Genomic DNA, 16540 nt, shown 5'->3' on the forward strand with positions numbered 1-16540 from the left:
CGACCCCATCCGCTGATGGTGCACCCGGATACGACGCAGCACCATGCCTGCGAACACTTCATGCACGCGGTCATCCCCGGAGCAGGTCGGCGCGATGGTCGACGTCGCGCACCACACCCGGATCGTCCACCGGCAGGATGCGGCACGCGCTGGCTTCCTGCAGCAACAGGCCACGCGCACCCTGGTCGCCGCGACAGTTCGCCAGGGCTGGCCAGAAGCGGCGACCGAAGATCACCGGATGTCCACGCTGCCCACGGTACTCGGGCAAGAGGATGCTCCGGGCATCGCTGCGGGTCTGCAGCAGACGCAGGCTATGCGGGCTGATCCACGGCATATCGCCGAGCAGAACGGCCAGCGCCTCGACCGTGGAGCCCTGCGCCACGGCCCGGCCCCCTGCCGCCAGGCTGTGTCCCATGCCGGCGTCGGCATCGGCACAGCGCACGACCCGGCAACCGGCTGCAAGCGTCGGCGGATCCTCGGCCCGCAGCACCACCCAGACTTCGTCGAACGCCTCGCCGGCCAGCGCCAGCGTGGCCGCCAGCAGGGTTCGCCCATCCTCCAGCCGGGCCAGGCGCTTGTCAGCGCCAAAGCGGCGGCCCCGGCCGGCCGCCAGCACCAGCGCGGCCACGCCGCTCAACGGCTGCTCCGTCGCTGCGCACGCATGGCGACGGCACAGGCGCCATGCTCGGCTTCCCGGTCATGAATGCTGCCGCTACGCCCGCTGAGCAGGCCGCCCTGGCGTCCGTTGCCCACTGCGGCGATTTCCGCCAACACGGCGAGGGCCACGTTCTGCGGCGTGTCGCCACCGATGTCCAGGCCCATGGGATAGTGCAGCACCTCCAGGCCGGGCTGCGGCGCCCCCTGGTCGCACACTTCGGCCAGCAGCCGCTCGGTTCGGCTGCGCGGGCCCAACTGGCCGAGGTAGCAGGGGCGACAGTCGAGCATCGCCTTCAGCCAGTGGCGATCCTGGCGGTAGCTGTGACTCATGATCAGCACCGCCGCGCCGTCGGCCAGGGCCGGCCAGTCGAGCGACTCGTCGAGTTCGATGCAGCGCACCGCGTGCGCCCCGGGAAAACGCTCGTGGCGAGCGTAGTGGCGGCGGCTGTCGATCAGCGTGACCTGCCAGCCCATCAGCCGTGCCATCTCCACCAACGGCTGGGCATCGTGGCCGCCGCCGAACACCAACAGCCGGCGCGGCGGCGCCAGGTACTCGCAGAACACCTCGAGCTCCCCGTCGGCCAGCGGATAGCGGCACAACGCGCTGCGGCGGTCGTCCAGGGTGCGCTGCAGGTCGGCGCGCAGCAGCGCGGCCACGCCATCCGGCAAGTCGCTGCGCCAATGCCGGCCAGGCGCGCAACTCAGATACTGCCCCAGCCGCACGCCGCTCCTCGCGGGACAGCCGATGACTCGCGCCATGGCTCCGGGCTCGCCTTGGGCCACGACCTCGCGTAACAGCTCGATGGCGGGCGCCGGCAGGGTACGGCTGTGCCGCTCCAGCAGCAGGTACAGGGTGCCATTGCAGCCCAGACCGAACAGCCCGTCGTCCTCGTCCTCGCCGGCGGTGCTGCTGTAACGCTGCAGCACCGGCTGCCCGCGCTCGGTCAGCCACCAGGCCTTTTTCGCCACGGCCGACTCCAGGCAGCCGCCACTGATGGTGCCTTCGGTGGCGCCCAGCGAGGAGATGAACATCCTCGCGCCGGGCCGTCGGTAGGCAGAGCCTTCCACCTTGACCACGGTGGCCAGCACAGCCTCGTCCTGCTCCTGTTCGACCTGTGCGCAGGCTGCCAGTAGTGCCTGTATATCCGTCATGGGTACTTTCCCCTGATGCTCCCCCACCCTGCGAAAAAAGAGAGGAGTCGACTAAGGGCTCAACTACCGGCCCGGGTATATCCGTCGGTACCCACCGAAGCGTACGCGATGAACGCGTGGCATCGGCGACTCTTGAGTCCTGGCGCAGAAAATGATCTGGGATGTCGCTATTGAGAGCCGTTTGGTATTGGCCGCGGCGTATTCAACCCTAACAACAGACTTGGTTATGGCTTGATCGGTGTCGGCAGAGTCACCAGCGATACATAGTCATCCCAGAATTTTTTCTGGTCGATGGCGAAGATTACCTTGGCTTTCTGGGTAGCCACTGGCGCGTTTTTCTTGTAACCCAGAGCGCGGCCATAATTTGGCCCGAACTGAACATCGACGTCGACCCACATCTCGCGAGACTCGGTGACCATCTGCGGATTGACAAGGAACAATGCTGGCAAACTATCCCAGGTAAAGCTTTGGTAGCCGGGGTCCTTATCGAACAGTGAGCCAAACTCATGCTTGTAGAGATCGGGAATCGATCCTTTTTTCGCCACGATGCGATTGTATACAGACGCATCGAAAATGACCTTTTCGCAGACGTCGTTCGGGAATATCACATGCTCGATCGGCGAGCGCAGGACGATCTTTGCTGCTTCCGGATCGAACCACCAGTTGAATTCGGCAGCCGGAGTGGTATTGCCCGGAATATCGATGGCGCCCCCCATGTAAACAATGCGTTTGATCAACGGTACGATGTCCGGGGCCTGACGGATCGCTAGCGCAAGGTTGGTCAGCGGGCCAACGGCCAGTAGGGTCACTTCGTGAGGGTTGGCACGGACGCTGTCGATGATGAACTGCGGTGCGGTTTCCTTGCGCAGTTGAGTATGGGTTGCCAGGCCGTCGGGTGGTGCGATCAATTGATCGGCGGAAGTGGGGCGCGCGCTCTTGAACGCCCCGGGCCAACCGGCGCCGAAGAGCGCCTGTTCCTGTGGATAGGTAGCGAAGTCGTGCAGCAGCGGGTACGCCGCTCCGGTATATACACCGATTTCCTTTTCCACGCCCATACGCTCGACAGCTTTGAGGGCATCGACCTGCGCCTGGTCTACCCAGGCATTACCGCTGACCAGCGTCATACCCAGCAGGTCGATACGTTTTTGCGCATGCAGTTGGGCCAGCATGATAAAAGCCTGACCATCATCGTTAAGCACATTGAAATCGGTATCGAAAATTACTTTCTCAGTGGCCTGTAGCGAGCTTGCCGACATGGCCACAACAATAACGGATGCACAGCGTTTGAAAAGGCTTCGCATTGGAGTTCACCTGACGGTTTATCATTTTGGGTAGCGGGTTAGAACGTGATCCAAAGGCTGCCTGCAATCATCTATGTCAGGGATGACTGCAGTCGAACAATTACTCAGCGATTGACCAGTTTGGCCGGCAGCGCGATCACCAGGAAACAGCTGAGCAGCAGGCAGCCGGCGAAGAACCACAGCGCCGCGTGGCTGGTACCAGTCAGGTCGGTAACCAGGCCCATCAGCGAGTTGCTCACCAGACCGGCGATATTGGCCAGCGAGCAGGCCAGGGCGAAACCGGTGGCCGCCGCCGTGCCCTTGAGAAAGGTCGCCGGCAGGCTGAAGAACACCGGCACGGCGCCGATGATCGCTGCCGAGGCAATGGCGAACAGGGTTACCGTCATCACCAGGTTGTGACTGAAAACGGTGCTGCTGGCCATGGCGATGGCGCCGATGATGAACGGCACGATGATGTGCCAGCGGCGTTCGCGATGGCGATCGGAACTGGCGCCGATCAACAGCATGCCAGCCAGTGCGGCAAGACTTGGTATTGCCGTCAGCAAACCGATGTGGAAGGTATCGATGACACCGGTATTGCGGATGAAGGTCGGCATCCAGAAGCCCATGGCATAAGCACTGAGCAGGATGGAAAAGTCGATGCCACCGAGCATCCACACCTTGAGGTTGAAGAAGCCGTCACGGAAGCTGTGCTTGCTGCCCTTGCCTTCCGCATCGTCGGCTGCCAGGTCGCTGGCCAGCTGCGCTTTTTCATCGGCATTGAGCCACTTGGCCTGATTAAAGTGATTGGGCAACGCCCAGAAGGTCAGGATACCCAACAGTACGCTGGGAATGGCCTCCAGCAGGAACAGCCACTGCCAGCCGCGCAGACCGTGCACCTGATCGAAGTGGTTCATGATCCAGCCGGAAAGCGGCCCGCCGATGACGCTGGAAAGCGGCAGGCCGATCATGAACAGCGCAATGATTCGGCCACGTCGGTAAGTCGGGTACCAGGTCGTCAGGTAGTACAGCACCCCGGGCAGGAAGCCGGCTTCCGCGGCGCCCAGGAGGAAACGGATGATGTAGAACTGGGTGGTGGTGGTGACGAACATGGTGCAGGCCGAGAGCAGGCCCCAGGTGATCATGATCCGGGCGATCCAGACCTTGGCACCGACCTTTTCCAGCACCAGGTTGCTGGGCACCTCGAACAGGATGTAGCCGACGAAGAACAGACCGGCGCCCAGCCCGTAGGCGGCCTCGCTGAATTGCAGATCGCCGAGCATCTGTAGTTTGGCGAAGCCGACGTTGATGCGATCCAGATAAGCAGCGAGATAGCAGAAACACAGGAAGGGGATCAGCCTCCAGGTCACTTTGCGGTACAGCTCGCGAGTGCTGTCGGTAGCACTGCCCAGGGCCGTGCTGGTGGTGGGTACGTAAGACATTGCGTTGTCTCCTGGCGGTGACTTGTGATTTTTGTTGAAGCCAGCAGTTGTCGACGCACCCAGGCGCCACCAACTGGTGACCTTCCAAGGCAGCGTCAGTGCCACACCATGGGCGCGGCGGCCATCCTGCACGAGGATGACCAGTGGAAAAAGCGGCGTACCGCAGATTCCTTATTGGGTATTCACGCAGACAGTTGATCGAGGTAAGCCAGGGCCTCCTGCAGCCCGACCACATCACCGTACTTGCTGTCGATGTCGAAGAGATTGGCCTCGTGCGGAGCCTGGTGCCGATCTCCTACGCACTCGCGCACGACGATGGTGCGAAAGCCGTGCTGCACGCCGTCCACCGCGCTGGCGCGGATGCAGCCGCTGGTCGAGCAACCGGCCAGCAGCAGTGTGTCGATACCCTGCGCGTGCAACTGAGAAGCCAGACTCGTGCCGAAGAACACACTGGCGTACTGCTTGGTCAGTACCTGCTCGCCTGGCTGCGGCGCCAGCTGCGGGCAGAACTCGGCCAACGGGTTGCCCTCGACCATGGCCTTCATCACCGGCGCCTTGCGCACCCACATGCCGCCATCGGCACAGTCGTCGGCTCGGTAGCGGATATTGCTGTGCACCAATGCAATACCGGCGCGGCGGGCGCCGGCCAGCAGCGCTACCGACTGTTCCACCGCCTCGACCACGCCCGGCGCATACAAAGGAGCGCCCGGTGTGGTGTAGGCCTGCATGAAGTCGATCATCAGCAGGGCGGGACGGCTGCCGAAACCGATACGCTGCCCCCATACGCCCTGGTAGTTGTCGCTCAGGCTTTGCTCCTGCATGGCCATCTCCTCAATAAGCGCCGGACAACAGCGCGCCGGCACCCGGCACCACCGGCTCCAGATCCAGCGCCTTGAGCAGGGCGTAGGTGGTGGCGATGGCCGCGGTCAGCACCGGCTTGCCGGTTTGCGCCTCGACCTTGGCGACCGCCGCGAGCGATGGCATCTGCACACAGGCGGAGAGCACCACCACGTCGACCCCCTCCAGGTTCATGCCGGCAACGATGCCTGGCAGGTTGGCCGGATCATGGCGGGCCACATCGAGGTTGTCGGGGATTTCCAGGGCACGCCAGTCGACCACCTCGAAACCTTCCTCGCGGATGTAGTTGACCACCAGTTCGGTGAGCGGCTTCATGTACGGCGCGACGATGGCGATACGCCTGGCCTGCATGACCTTGAGCGCTTCGACCAGGGCGCCGGCGCTGGTGACGACCGGCGAGTTGGCATCGTTGTCGGTCGTTACCTGGCGCAGACGCCGCTCGGACTGGCGGTGATAGCCCAGCCCCATGGCCATGATCGCCACCAGGCAGGCGTAGCCCAGTACGTCGACCCTGGCGTCGGACAACTCCAAAGCGCAGCGATCCGACTCGGCATCCATGGCCGCCAGTTCTTCCTTCTTCACCTGTTTCATGCGCATGCGCGCCGAGTGAAAGGTGAAGCGTTCCGGGCGAATGGCCTGGCGCGCCATCAGCATCGCCGGGATTTCGGTTTCCATGGTGGTATTGGAACTCGGCACGATCTGGCCGATACGGTAGAGCCTGTTCATGGCTGAATCCCCTGGCTAATCGGCTGACCGAGAAAGTCGCCGAAGGCAGCGAAGAACCCCTCGAGATCGTCCCAAGGGATCATGTGTCCTGCATCCGCTACACGAGCGACCTGCAAGTCGGTTTTCAGTTCGCGCAGCTCGGCTTCATCGGCCGGCTCGATGACCCCACCACGCCCCGCGACCATCAGCAACGTGGGCTGCCGCACGGCCGGCAGATGCTGGTGAATGTCCACCGTGTGGAACTCCTCGAAGGCCTGCACGATGGCCGGTTCAAAGCAGGTGTGCAGCCACTCGGCGCGCAGTTGCAGTTGCGCCTGGCTCCAGGTCGGGCAGAAGGCCTTCATCGCCTCGGCATCCATGCCCTGCTCGGCCTGGCGGATCGAGTCGACGTACCAGGGCAGCTTGCTCGGGTAGGCACGCCGGCCTGGGCCGGAGACCGGCGGGTCGATCAACACCAGGCGCTCCAGCCCTGGAGCACCGAGCGCAGCGGCGCGAACGGCGAAGCGCGCGCCCATCGAGTGCCCGAGCAGGCTATAACCCGTAAACCCCAGCGCCGCGGCGAAGGCGAGAATGTCCGCGGCACAGGTGTCGGTGTCATAGGCCAGTTGCGGGCCGCTCGACGACAGGCCACGGCCACGCACGTCGAGGATATAGGTATCGAACTGACGCCCCAGCACCTCGCCGACGAACCCCCAGGTGATGGCCGGGCTGGTGATGCCAGGCACCAGCAGCAGCACCGGGCCCTGCCCGCCGTAACGCAGGTAGTGATGGCGAATGCCGTTGGCCTGCACGTTGCCGCCGCCGATCAGGGTGCTCATGCCGCTACCCCGCTCTTCAGCGGCTGGGCATAGAGGTCGTAACCATAGACCCAGGCAGGATCTTCCTGGGTACGCAGGAAGGTATTGGCATTGGAAACGGCCTGCACGCGCGAGGCACGCTCCTTGCGATTGGCCTCATAGAGTTCGAAAGCCGTGCGGAAATCCGACAATCCGGTTTCCTGCAGGCAGCGTGTCAGCATCGCCGCATCCTCGATCGCCATGCCGGCACCCTGTGCCATGTGCGGTTTCATCGGGTGGCAGGCATCGCCCAGCAACACCAGGCGACCACGACTCCACAGAGGCAGCGGGTTGCGATTGCGCAGCGGCCACTTGGTGATGTCCTCGGTGGAGCGGATCAGCTTCTGCACCGTTGAGTGATAGCCCTCGAACGCGGCCAGCATTTCCTCCTGGCTGCTGTCGACATAATTGCCCTGGAAGTCCCAGGCCTCATGTGGCACTCCCGAGACGAAGTAGTACTCATCGCGCTTGCTGGTGGTGTGATAGACCATCAGGTGGCGATCATCCGTCCACCACTTCACGCAGGGCTCGAACAGATCGGCGTGACGCACCAGGCTGTCGCCGCGGATCAGCGCGCGGTGCGCCACCCAGCCACTGTAGATGGGCGCTTCGACGCCCAGCAGTTCCTCGCGAATTTTCGAGTGGATGCCATCGGCACCGATGACGATATCGGCGGTGGCTTCGGTGCCATCGGTAAAACTCAGGCGCACCTGATCGCCTTCATCGACGATGCGCTCCAGCTTCTTGCCGAACTGCACCGAGCCCGGCGCGATGCTGTCCATCTGCAAGACATGCATGTCGCCACGATGAACGGTGATATAGGACGCGCCGTACTCGCGACGGGCGAACTCGCCCAGCGGAATGCGCGACAGGTAGTCACCGCTCTCGCCATCGCGGCTGTGCCAGAAATCAGGATGCGAACCCATTTCCTCGAGCGGTTTCTCCAGGCCCATGCGCCGGAAGATCTTCATCACGTTCGGCCCGACGTGAATGCCAGCCCCCAGCCGGGAGAACTCCGGTGACTGTTCGTAGACGGTGACCTCGAACCCTGCCTGCTGCAACAAGGTGGCGGCAGCCGCGCCTCCCAGGCCGGCACCGACGATGGCAATTTTCTGCTGAGCCCCCATGGGCATGTCTCCTCTTCTTGGGTACGACCATGCGGGATGTTCCCGCCAGACAATTACAGTGTATGCACTATATTTTTTAAAAGTGAAGAGGCCTTTTGCGATTTTTTAAAAACAGCTGTTCGAATGCTAAAAATAGACAAACAACATCACAGGCCAGTAAATGTGTAGATAGGTAACGCAATACCAAGAACCTTGCCAACTGCTTTAGCTTGGTGTTTGATCTAGACAAATAGAGTGCATGCTCTATAAATACGCACCGAAAAGCAGCGCAAGGCACCAACCCGGTGCAACCTATTCACGTCCACCAGGAGGCATGTCATGCCGGTAAGCGATAGCGAACTGACCCAGATGTTCGAACAGGTGCTGACCCTGTCCAGGGTCGACGCGACCCAGAGCGTCGCCATTCTCAAGAGCCATTACTCGAACCCGCGAACCGTGCGCGCCGCCATGGATGCCGCGCAGCGCCTGAAGGCCAAGGTGTATGCGGTGGAACTGCCGTCCTTCAACCATCCGCGAGCGATGGGCAACGACATGACGGCCTACTGCGGCGATACCGCGCTGACCGGCAATCTGGCCGCACAGCGCGCCCTGGAGGCCGCCGACTTGGTCGTCGATACCATGATGCTTCTGCACTCGCCGGAGCAGGAGCAGATACTCAAGACCGGCACCCGCATCCTGCTGGCGGTGGAGCCGCCCGAAGTGCTGGCACGCATGCTGCCCAGTGAGGAGGACAAGCGCCGCGTATTGGCCAGCGAAACCCTGCTCAAGCAGGCTCGCAGCCTGCATGTGAAATCCGCTGCCGGCAGCGACTTCCATGCCGATCTGGGACAGTACCCGGCTGTCACCGAATACGGCTTCGCCGACGAACCAGGGCGCTGGGATCACTGGCCCAGCGGCTTCCTGTTCAGTTGGCCGAACGAGGAAAGCGCCCAGGGCACCCTGGTGCTCGACGTCGGCGACATCCTCCTGCCGTTCAAGAACTACTGCCGCGAGCGCATCACCCTGGAGATCGACAAGGGCTTCATCACCGGCATCCACGGCGGTTTCGAAGCCGAGTACCTGCGCGACTACCTGAAGTACTTCAAGGATCCCGAGGTCTACGGTATTTCCCACATCGGCTGGGGCCTCCAGCCCCGTGCCCAGTGGACGGCCATGGGCCTGCATGATCGCAACGACGGCATGTGCATGGACGCTCGCGCCTTCTACGGCAACTTCCTGTTCTCCACCGGCCCGAACACCGAAGTGGGCGGCACCCGCAAGACGCCGTGCCACCTGGACATCCCGCTGCGCAACTGCGACATCTACCTGGATGACCGGGCCGTGGTGCTGGCCGGCGACGTGGTGTATCCCGAAGCCTCCAGAGCCCATTGATCCGTTTCGGGGGCGGCGGGAGCCGCTCCCCGGTAACAACGCTACGCGGTTATACTCGGCACCTTGCGCCTCGAACCGAACCTCTCTCATGTCGACCGACGATTTCCCAGCAGACAGCTATCAGGTGACCGAGCAGATCGGCCATCTGCTGCGCAAGGCCTACCAGCGCCATACGGCGATCTTCCAGCAGAACGCCTGCGACGCCCAGCTCACCTCCATCCAGTTCGTCACCCTGTGTGCCCTGCGCGATCACGGCCCCAGCTCTCAGGCCGAACTGATCAAGGCCACCGCCGTCGATCAGGCCACCATCCGCGGCATCGTCGAGCGCCTCAAAGCTCGTGATCTGGTCGCCCTGTCGCCAGACCCGGACGACCGTCGCAAGGTCATCGTCGAACTCACCAACACCGGCCAGACCCTGCTGACCGAGATGATTCCCTGTGCCCAGCAGATCAGCGAGCTGACCATGGGCAGCCTCAACCCGGGCGAACGTATCGCCATCCTCTACCTGCTGCGCAAGATGAACGACAGCAGCGACTGACCCCCGCCGCACCAATCCGCGGCGCGGTATCAGCAGCCAACCCCATCGATCAGTGCCATGCCATGCGGCGTGGTTTCACGCATTCTGCCGCTCGTCCGTCCAGGTCACGCCGCTGGCCCGTTCTTTACCTACATGATCAGGGTTTCATGTAGCCCGTAGGATGGGTGAAACCCATCAATTTCCGATGGGTTTCACCCATCCTACGACCTACAAGTCGATAGCGGACGTAGGGTGGATGACGCTCTTTTCATCCACCATTGCGATCGCAGAGCGGTGGACGGGTCGGGCCGCGTAGGTGAAGCGTCGTCCACGAATGGCCGTTTGCGCCTTCTTGCGGACGTCCATGAGTAAACGCCCGCCGGCCATTATCCCTCTGCCGCCTCGCCGCTGGCCCGTTCCTTGCCTACATGATCAGAGTTTCATGTAGTAAGCACTTAATGAACAAAAAACCCTTTCCCTGAGTACAACGGTAACGACGGGACATGGGCCGACGACGTAGCAAGGCATCCCATGGAAAAGAACCTGACCCTGCAGGTGAACGGGAAAACGGTGCAACTGAGCGCCGAACCCCAGACTCCGCTGCTGTACATCCTGCGCAACGACCTTGCCCTCAATGGCCCCAAGTACGGCTGTGGCCTCGGTGAATGCGGCGCCTGCACGGTCATCGTCGATGGTCGCGCCACTCGCTCCTGCGTGTTCCCCGTGGCCGGTGCCGCAGGCCGCTCGGTGACCACCCTGGAAGGCCTGGGCTGCCGCGAGCGTCCCCATCCGGTGCAGCAGGCCTTCATCACCGAGCAGGCAGCGCAGTGCGGCTATTGCCTCAACGGCATGATCATGACCCTCAAGGCCCTGCTCGATCGCAACCCCAATCCCAGCGACGCAGAACTGCGCAACGAGCTCTCGGCGAACCTGTGTCGCTGCGGTACCCATGTCGAAATCATGCGCGCGGCCCTGCGCGCCGCTGGCCGCCCCGCCGCCCCGCACGGAGAAACCCCATGCGCCTGACTCGTGACCAATGGCTCGAACGCCAGGATGTACTGCTGGTGGTCGATACCATCCAGCCGCCCTCCGGGCCCATGCCCAAAGGCCAGAGTGCCGAAGCCAAGCCCAGGGAGCTGGGTTTGTTCCTGGCCATCACGGGCGAAGACCAGGTGTATGCCTTCAACGGCCACGTCGACCTGGGTACCGGCATCCGCACTTCGTTGGCGCAGATCGTCGCCGAGGAACTGAACCTGGATCTGGAGCAGGTGGAGATGGTGCTCGGTGACACCGAACGCGCGCCCAACCAGGGCGCTACCATCGCCAGCGCCACCATCCAGATCAGCGCCGTACCGCTGCGTAATGCCGCTGCCGAAGCACGGCGGCACCTGAACCAACTGGCCAGCGAGCGCTGGCAGACGAACAGCGAGCAGCTCACCCTGGAACGCGGCTACTTCCGCCACCCTGACGGCCGCCAGTTGAGCTTCGGCGAACTGGTCGCCGGCCAGCACATCCGCCTGCACATCAGCGGCGACGCCCCCCTCAAACCGGCGAACGAGTATCGCCTGGTCGGCCAGGGCGCCGCGCGTGTGGATATCCCGGCCAAGGCTACCGGTGAACTCACCTACGTCCACGACATGCGCTTGCCCGGCATGCTGCATGGCCGAGTGGTGCGCCCACCGTACGCCGGCTACGATAGCGGCGAGTTCGTCGGCAACAGCCTGCTGGCGGTCGACGAAAACTCCATCGCCGACATCCCCGGCATCGTCGCCGTGGTGGTGATTCGCGACTTCGTCGGCGTGGTCGCCGAGCGCGAGGAACAGGCCATCCGCGCCGCGCAGCAGTTGAAGATCGAGTGGAAGCCCTGGACGCACAAGCTGCCCGACATGCGCGATGTGGCCCAGGCGATCCGCGATAACCCGCGCATCGCCCGCACCGTGCTGGACAAGGGTGATGTCGAGCAGGCATTGGCCAGTGCCGATCAGCGGCTGACCCGCAGCTACCTGTGGCCGTACCAGTTGCACGCCTCGATCGGCCCATCCTGCGCCCTGGCCGATTACGGCGAGCAGCACTCGCGGGTCTGGTCCGGCACCCAGAATCCTCATCTGTTGCGCGCCGATCTGGCCTGGCTGCTGGAGTGCGATGAAAACCAGATCGAAGTGATCCGCATGGAAGCTGCGGGGTGCTATGGACGCAACTGCGCCGACGATGTTTGCGCCGACGCCCTGCTGCTGTCACGCGCGGTGGGCAAGCCGGTACGGGTTCAACTGACCCGAGAGCAGGAACACCTGTGGGAGCCCAAGGGCACGGCCCAGTTGATGGAGGTGGACGGCGGCCTGAACGCCGATGGCAGCATCAGCGCCTATGACTTCCAGACCAGCTATCCGTCCAACGGTGCGCCGACCCTGGCGCTGCTGCTCACCGGCCGTGTCGAACCGCTGCCGATGATGTTCGAGATGGGTGACCGCACCTCGATCCCGCCGTACGACTATGAGCACATGCGCGTTACCATCAACGACATGGCGCCGCTGGTGCGTGCATCCTGGATGCGCGGCGTTTCCGCCATGCCGAACAGCTTCGCCCACGAGTCGTACATCGACGAACTGGCATTCGCCGCCGGGGTAGACCCCGTGCAATACCGGCTGCAGCACCTGGACGACCCTCGCGCCAGGGATCTGATTCAGGCCACCGCCGAACGCGCCGATTGGCAACCCAGAACCCAACCACAGCAGACGCCTGCCGAGGGTGACGTGCTGCGCGGTCGCGGCTTCGCCTATGCCCGCTATATCCACAGCAAGTTTCCCGGCTTCGGCGCCGCCTGGGCGGCCTGGGTCGCCGATGTGGCCGTGGACAAGCGCACCGGCGAGGTGGCGGTTACCCGCGTGGTGATCGGCCACGACGCCGGCATGATGATCAACCCCGAGGGCGTGCGTCATCAGATCCACGGCAATGTGGTGCAGTCCACCAGCCGGGTACTCAAGGAGCAGGTGCAGCTCGAGGAATCCCGGGTCGCCAGCACCGAATGGGGCACCTACCCGATCCTGACCTTTCCCGAAGTGCCCGCCATCGACGTGATGATGATGCCAAGGCAGACGGAGCCGCCCATGGGCAGCGGCGAATCGGCTTCGGTGCCGAGCGCGGCGGCCATCGCCAATGCCATCTATGACGCCACCGGCCTGCGCTTTCGCGAGCTGCCGATCACCGCCGAGCGGGTTCGCGCCGCACTCAATGGTGGCGAAGCAGGCGGCACTGCAACGCCAGCTTCATCCGCCGCCAGCAAGCGCGGCAAATGGTGGCTCGGCGGACTGGCCGGGGTGTTTGGCGCGACGCTGGGGCTGCTGACTACCGCCCTGCCCTGGCGTGCGGAAATCGCTCCAGTGGCGCCAGCGGCATCGGCAACCTGGTCTGCCGCCACCCTGGAGCGCGGTCGCCTGCTGGCGGCCGCTGGCGACTGCGCGGTTTGCCACACCGCCCCGGACGGCGTCACCAACGCCGGCGGCCTGGCCATGGATACGCCCTTCGGTACGCTGTACAGCACCAACATCACCCCGGATCGTGAAACGGGTATCGGCTCCTGGTCCTTCGGCGCCTTCGAACGGGCCATGCGCGAGGGCATCAGCCGTGATGGCCGCCACCTGTACCCGGCGTTTCCCTATACGGCGTTTCGCAACATCAACGACACCGACATGCAGGCGCTATACGCCTACCTGATGTCGCAAGCACCGGTGAAGCAGCCGGCGCAGGCCAACCGGATGAGCTTCCCGTTCAACATCCGCCCACTGATGGCCGGCTGGAACGCGCTGTTTCTCGGGCGTGGCGAGTACCAGGCCGACACCACGCGCAGCGAGCAATGGAACCGTGGCGCCTACCTGGTCAACGGCCTGGGCCACTGCGCGGCCTGTCACTCGCCACGCAACCTGCTGGGGGCAGAAAAAGGCGGTCAGTCGTTTCTCGCCGGCGGCATGGTCGACGGCTGGGAAGCACCGGCACTCAGCGGCCTGCGCAGCAACGCCACACCTTGGACGGAGACCGAACTCAGCGACTACCTGAGTAGCGGCTTTTCCGAGCGACATGGCGTGGCAGCAGGGCCCATGGGGCCAGTGGTCAGCGAACTGGCGATGTTGCCCAAAAGCGATGTGCAGGCCATCGCCAACTACCTGATATCGCTCGATGCGCCCGCACCGCAGACAACGACCGCAAGCACCGCCAATGCACCCGATGCCCTGGCGCTGGCCCGCGGCCAGCGTACCTTCGAAGGTGCCTGCCAGGCCTGCCACAGCGATGGTCTCGGCCCCAAGCTGTTCGGCGTGAGCCCATCGATGGCAGTCAACAGCAACGTGCATAGCGCGATACCGGACAACCTGCTGAACGTCATCCTGCATGGCATCGACAAACCAGCCACCCCGGAGCTGGGCTACATGCCGGCCTTCAAGGACAGCTTCAGTGATCGCCAGGTGGCGGAGCTGGTCGCTTATCTACGCCACCGCTTCGCCAGCGAACGCCCGGCCTGGAACGGCCTGACCGAGAAAGTTGCCCATGTCCGCGCCAACCCCGGCAGCCACTGATCACCGTCAACCGTGCACGCGGCGCAGGCCACGCAGCACCAGATCGCAGATGAAATCCAGCCAGCGCTGCTTCTGTTCGGCAGTGGCCAGGCCGTCGTCGAGAAAGCAACTGAGGGTGTGCAGGTTGGAGTTGTAGAAGTAGCACAGCGAGGCAATCATCAGGTAGACGTGGTTGAGCTCGATATCCTCACGGAACAGCCCCTGCTCCTGCCCTGCCCGGATGATCGGCTGCAGCACGCCGACGGCCTTGCCGGACAGCGCGCGCAGGTTGCCGGACTTGCGCGCGTGCACGCCCTTGAGCAGGTTTTCCGTGCCCAGGATGGTGATGAACTCCGGGTGCTTGAGGTAATAGCCCCAGATGAAGGTAACCATCTGGCGCACGGCCTCCTCGGGTCGGCTCAGGTCGAAGCACTGACGCGCCTCGGCGCGATTGAAACGCTCGTAGATGGACTCCAGCACGCAGACGAACAGCTGATCCTTGCTGCCGAAGTAGTAATAGATCATCCGCTCGTTGCACTTGGCCAGGCTGGCGATCTGCTCGGTGCGGGCTCCGGCATAGCCCTGGCGGCTGAACAGGCTGACGGCGGCCTTGAGAATCGCCGCACGGCTGCGATCGGCCTGGGCGACCCGGGTGCCGCTCTTGGGCTTGTCCATGGGTACTCCGCAGAGGAAAGGGAAGCGAAGTATGCGTCATCGGCAACATCCGCTCCAAGACGCTCACCTGGCTACGACGCGTCTACCCCACCGCCTCGACGGCTTGCATGATCGGCAAACGCTGGCGAAGATAGGCGCCCACCACCACCGGGGGCTCCCGTGACTGACCTGCTTCTGGCCCTCTGGCCACTCTTCGCGCTGATCGTCAGCGGCTATGAACTGCGTCGTCGCGGCTTCCCCAGCGAAGCCTTCTGGCCCGGCGCCGAGCGTCTCAACTACTTCATTCTGTTCCCTGCCCTGCTGTTCAACAGCCTGGCCACCGCGCCACTGGACAACCCGCAACTGCCGCGTCTGGCATTGGCCGTGCTGCTCGGCCTGGGTATCGCCTGGCTGGCACTGTTGATCGTACGCCGTCTGCGTGGTTGGCCGGCGTCGCGCTTCGGCGCATTCAGCCAGGGCATCCTGCGTTTCAACACCTACCTGGGCCTGGCTGCAGTGGGCAGCCTGTTCGGCCAGCCAGGCCTGACCCTGGCCGCGCTGATGCTGGCGCTGATGGTGCCAGCGGTCAACGTACTGTCGGTCTGGTCACTGACCGCCGAGCGCGGCGTCAGCGTGCGCAGCCTGTTGCTGCCGATCATCCGCAACCCACTGATCCTCGCCTGTCTGGCCGGCGCCCTGGTCAACCTCAGTGGCCTGGGTTTGCCTGGCGGCAGCGACCGCCTGTTGAGCCTGCTCGCCGCCGCTAGCCTGCCACTGGGTTTGCTGTGCGTCGGCGCGGCGCTGAAACCGGAACAGCTGGGCGGCGAAGTTCCAGCCCTGGCCTGGAACAGCCTGCTGCGCCTGCTGCTGATGCCGCTGCTGGCCTTCGCTGTCGCTTATGCACTGCAACTGCCTGCGATGGAGAGCACCGTGCTGGTACTGTTCTTCGCCCTGCCTACCGCGCCAACCTCTTACGTGCTCACTCGCCAGTTGGGCGGCGATGGAAATCTGATGGCGGGCATCATCACCCTGCAGCATCTGCTCGCCGCCGCTTCGCTGGTAGGGATGCTCTATCTCCTGGAGCGCGTGCTTTAGAACCTGTTCATGATCTTCAAGGCAGGTTTCTGGTATTTAGGCAGCAAAGTGGCGCAAGCGGACGGTCGTGGATGGGTGAAACCCATCGGAAATTGATGGGTTTCACCCATCCTACGGGCTGGTGGATGAAAAGAGCGTCATCCACCCTACATCTGCTTACGCCTTGTAGCAGCCCACGCATGTCGTTCACCCCGAACTTCACGAGTACGCAAGTAGGTCGTAGGATGGGTACAACCCATCGGCAGTTGATGGGTTTCACCTGCACGGCCCGACCCAACCTA

14 protein-coding genes are annotated in these 16540 nt (G+C 63.6%); 5 read left to right on the forward strand and 9 right to left on the reverse strand.

The window, feature by feature from the left end; all coding sequences use genetic code 11:
* Nucleotides 1–70 precede the first annotated feature (70 nt).
* The 8 genes from DNK10_RS01410 to DNK10_RS01445 form a co-directional block, all read right to left on the reverse strand.
* Entirely contained in the window at nt 71–637 is a 567-nt protein-coding gene (locus DNK10_RS01410; RefSeq protein ID WP_131190343.1) for a nucleotidyltransferase family protein, read from the reverse strand.
* Nucleotides 634–1809 (reverse strand): XdhC family protein, encoded by a 1176-nt coding sequence (locus DNK10_RS01415; protein ID WP_131190344.1) that lies wholly within the window; start codon nt 1807–1809, stop codon nt 634–636. The genes DNK10_RS01410 and DNK10_RS01415 overlap by 4 nt, the downstream gene beginning before the upstream one ends.
* 224 nt (nt 1810–2033) lie before the next feature.
* Nucleotides 2034–3110 carry a nucleoside hydrolase gene (locus DNK10_RS01420; protein WP_131190345.1) on the reverse strand — a complete coding sequence of 359 codons (1077 nt, stop codon included), beginning with the start codon at nt 3108–3110 and terminating at the stop codon, nt 2034–2036.
* Nucleotides 3111–3214: 104 nt separating this feature from the next.
* Complete coding sequence (locus tag DNK10_RS01425; protein ID WP_131190346.1) at nt 3215–4531, reverse strand: MFS transporter; 1317 nt, start codon at nt 4529–4531, stop codon at nt 3215–3217.
* A gap of 182 nt (nt 4532–4713) precedes the next feature.
* Nucleotides 4714–5352, reverse strand: a complete 639-nt coding sequence (locus DNK10_RS01430; RefSeq protein ID WP_208738773.1) for an N-carbamoylsarcosine amidohydrolase — start codon at nt 5350–5352, stop codon at nt 4714–4716.
* 10 nt (nt 5353–5362) lie between these two features.
* Complete coding sequence (locus DNK10_RS01435; protein WP_131190348.1) at nt 5363–6115, reverse strand: maleate cis-trans isomerase family protein; 753 nt, start codon at nt 6113–6115, stop codon at nt 5363–5365.
* Complete coding sequence (locus DNK10_RS01440) at nt 6112–6933, reverse strand: alpha/beta fold hydrolase (protein WP_131190349.1); 822 nt, start codon at nt 6931–6933, stop codon at nt 6112–6114. The genes DNK10_RS01435 and DNK10_RS01440 overlap by 4 nt, the downstream gene beginning before the upstream one ends.
* A complete protein-coding gene (locus tag DNK10_RS01445; protein WP_131190350.1) occupies nt 6930–8078 on the reverse strand; it encodes an FAD-dependent monooxygenase in 1149 nt (382 codons plus the stop codon). Before DNK10_RS01445 ends, DNK10_RS01440 begins: the two co-directional genes overlap by 4 nt.
* Before the next feature lie 318 nt (nt 8079–8396).
* Between DNK10_RS01445 and DNK10_RS01450 the strand changes: the two genes are divergently transcribed.
* The 4 genes from DNK10_RS01450 (at nt 8397) to DNK10_RS01465 (ending at nt 14531) form a co-directional block, all read left to right on the forward strand.
* Complete coding sequence (locus tag DNK10_RS01450) at nt 8397–9449, forward strand: 2,5-dihydroxypyridine 5,6-dioxygenase (RefSeq protein WP_131178908.1); 1053 nt, start codon at nt 8397–8399, stop codon at nt 9447–9449.
* Between the two features lie 88 nt (nt 9450–9537).
* Complete coding sequence (locus DNK10_RS01455; RefSeq protein ID WP_131190351.1) at nt 9538–9987, forward strand: MarR family winged helix-turn-helix transcriptional regulator; 450 nt, start codon at nt 9538–9540, stop codon at nt 9985–9987.
* A 510-nt stretch (nt 9988–10497) separates the two neighbouring features.
* Entirely contained in the window at nt 10498–10992 is a 495-nt protein-coding gene (locus DNK10_RS01460; RefSeq protein WP_131190352.1) for a (2Fe-2S)-binding protein, read from the forward strand.
* Nucleotides 10983–14531, forward strand: a complete 3549-nt coding sequence (locus DNK10_RS01465) for a molybdopterin cofactor-binding domain-containing protein (protein WP_131190353.1) — start codon at nt 10983–10985, stop codon at nt 14529–14531. Before DNK10_RS01460 ends, DNK10_RS01465 begins: the two co-directional genes overlap by 10 nt.
* Nucleotides 14532–14537: 6 nt before the next feature.
* Here DNK10_RS01465 and DNK10_RS01470 read toward each other — a convergent pair whose 3' ends face one another.
* Entirely contained in the window at nt 14538–15185 is a 648-nt protein-coding gene (locus tag DNK10_RS01470; RefSeq protein ID WP_131190354.1) for a TetR/AcrR family transcriptional regulator, read from the reverse strand.
* 159 nt (nt 15186–15344) lie between these two features.
* On the opposite strand from DNK10_RS01470, the gene DNK10_RS01475 reads away from it, so the two are divergent.
* Nucleotides 15345–16259 carry an AEC family transporter gene (locus DNK10_RS01475; protein WP_131190355.1) on the forward strand — a complete coding sequence of 305 codons (915 nt, stop codon included), beginning with the start codon at nt 15345–15347 and terminating at the stop codon, nt 16257–16259.
* The last annotated feature ends 281 nt before the right edge of the window (nt 16260–16540 follow it).

Source organism: Phytopseudomonas daroniae (genome assembly GCF_004327275.1).
Classification (GTDB): Bacteria; Pseudomonadota; Gammaproteobacteria; order Pseudomonadales; family Pseudomonadaceae; genus Aquipseudomonas; species Aquipseudomonas daroniae.

Bases quoted from the DNA above. Each gene is read 5' to 3' on its own strand.
- DNK10_RS01415 (WP_131190344.1), bottom strand. From the start codon at position 1,809: ATGACGGATATACAGGCACTACTGGCAGCCTGCGCACAGGTCGAACAG.
- DNK10_RS01420 (WP_131190345.1), bottom strand. From the start codon at position 3,110: ATGCGAAGCCTTTTCAAACGCTGTGCATCCGTTATTGTTGTGGCCATG.
- DNK10_RS01425 (WP_131190346.1), bottom strand. From the start codon at position 4,531: ATGTCTTACGTACCCACCACCAGCACGGCCCTGGGCAGTGCTACCGAC.
- DNK10_RS01430 (WP_208738773.1), bottom strand. From the start codon at position 5,352: ATGCAGGAGCAAAGCCTGAGCGACAACTACCAGGGCGTATGGGGGCAG.
- DNK10_RS01435 (WP_131190348.1), bottom strand. From the start codon at position 6,115: ATGAACAGGCTCTACCGTATCGGCCAGATCGTGCCGAGTTCCAATACC.
- DNK10_RS01440 (WP_131190349.1), bottom strand. From the start codon at position 6,933: ATGAGCACCCTGATCGGCGGCGGCAACGTGCAGGCCAACGGCATTCGC.
- DNK10_RS01445 (WP_131190350.1), bottom strand. From the start codon at position 8,078: ATGGGGGCTCAGCAGAAAATTGCCATCGTCGGTGCCGGCCTGGGAGGC.
- DNK10_RS01450 (WP_131178908.1), top strand. From the start codon at position 8,397: ATGCCGGTAAGCGATAGCGAACTGACCCAGATGTTCGAACAGGTGCTG.
- DNK10_RS01455 (WP_131190351.1), top strand. From the start codon at position 9,538: ATGTCGACCGACGATTTCCCAGCAGACAGCTATCAGGTGACCGAGCAG.
- DNK10_RS01460 (WP_131190352.1), top strand. From the start codon at position 10,498: ATGGAAAAGAACCTGACCCTGCAGGTGAACGGGAAAACGGTGCAACTG.
- DNK10_RS01465 (WP_131190353.1), top strand. From the start codon at position 10,983: ATGCGCCTGACTCGTGACCAATGGCTCGAACGCCAGGATGTACTGCTG.
- DNK10_RS01470 (WP_131190354.1), bottom strand. From the start codon at position 15,185: ATGGACAAGCCCAAGAGCGGCACCCGGGTCGCCCAGGCCGATCGCAGC.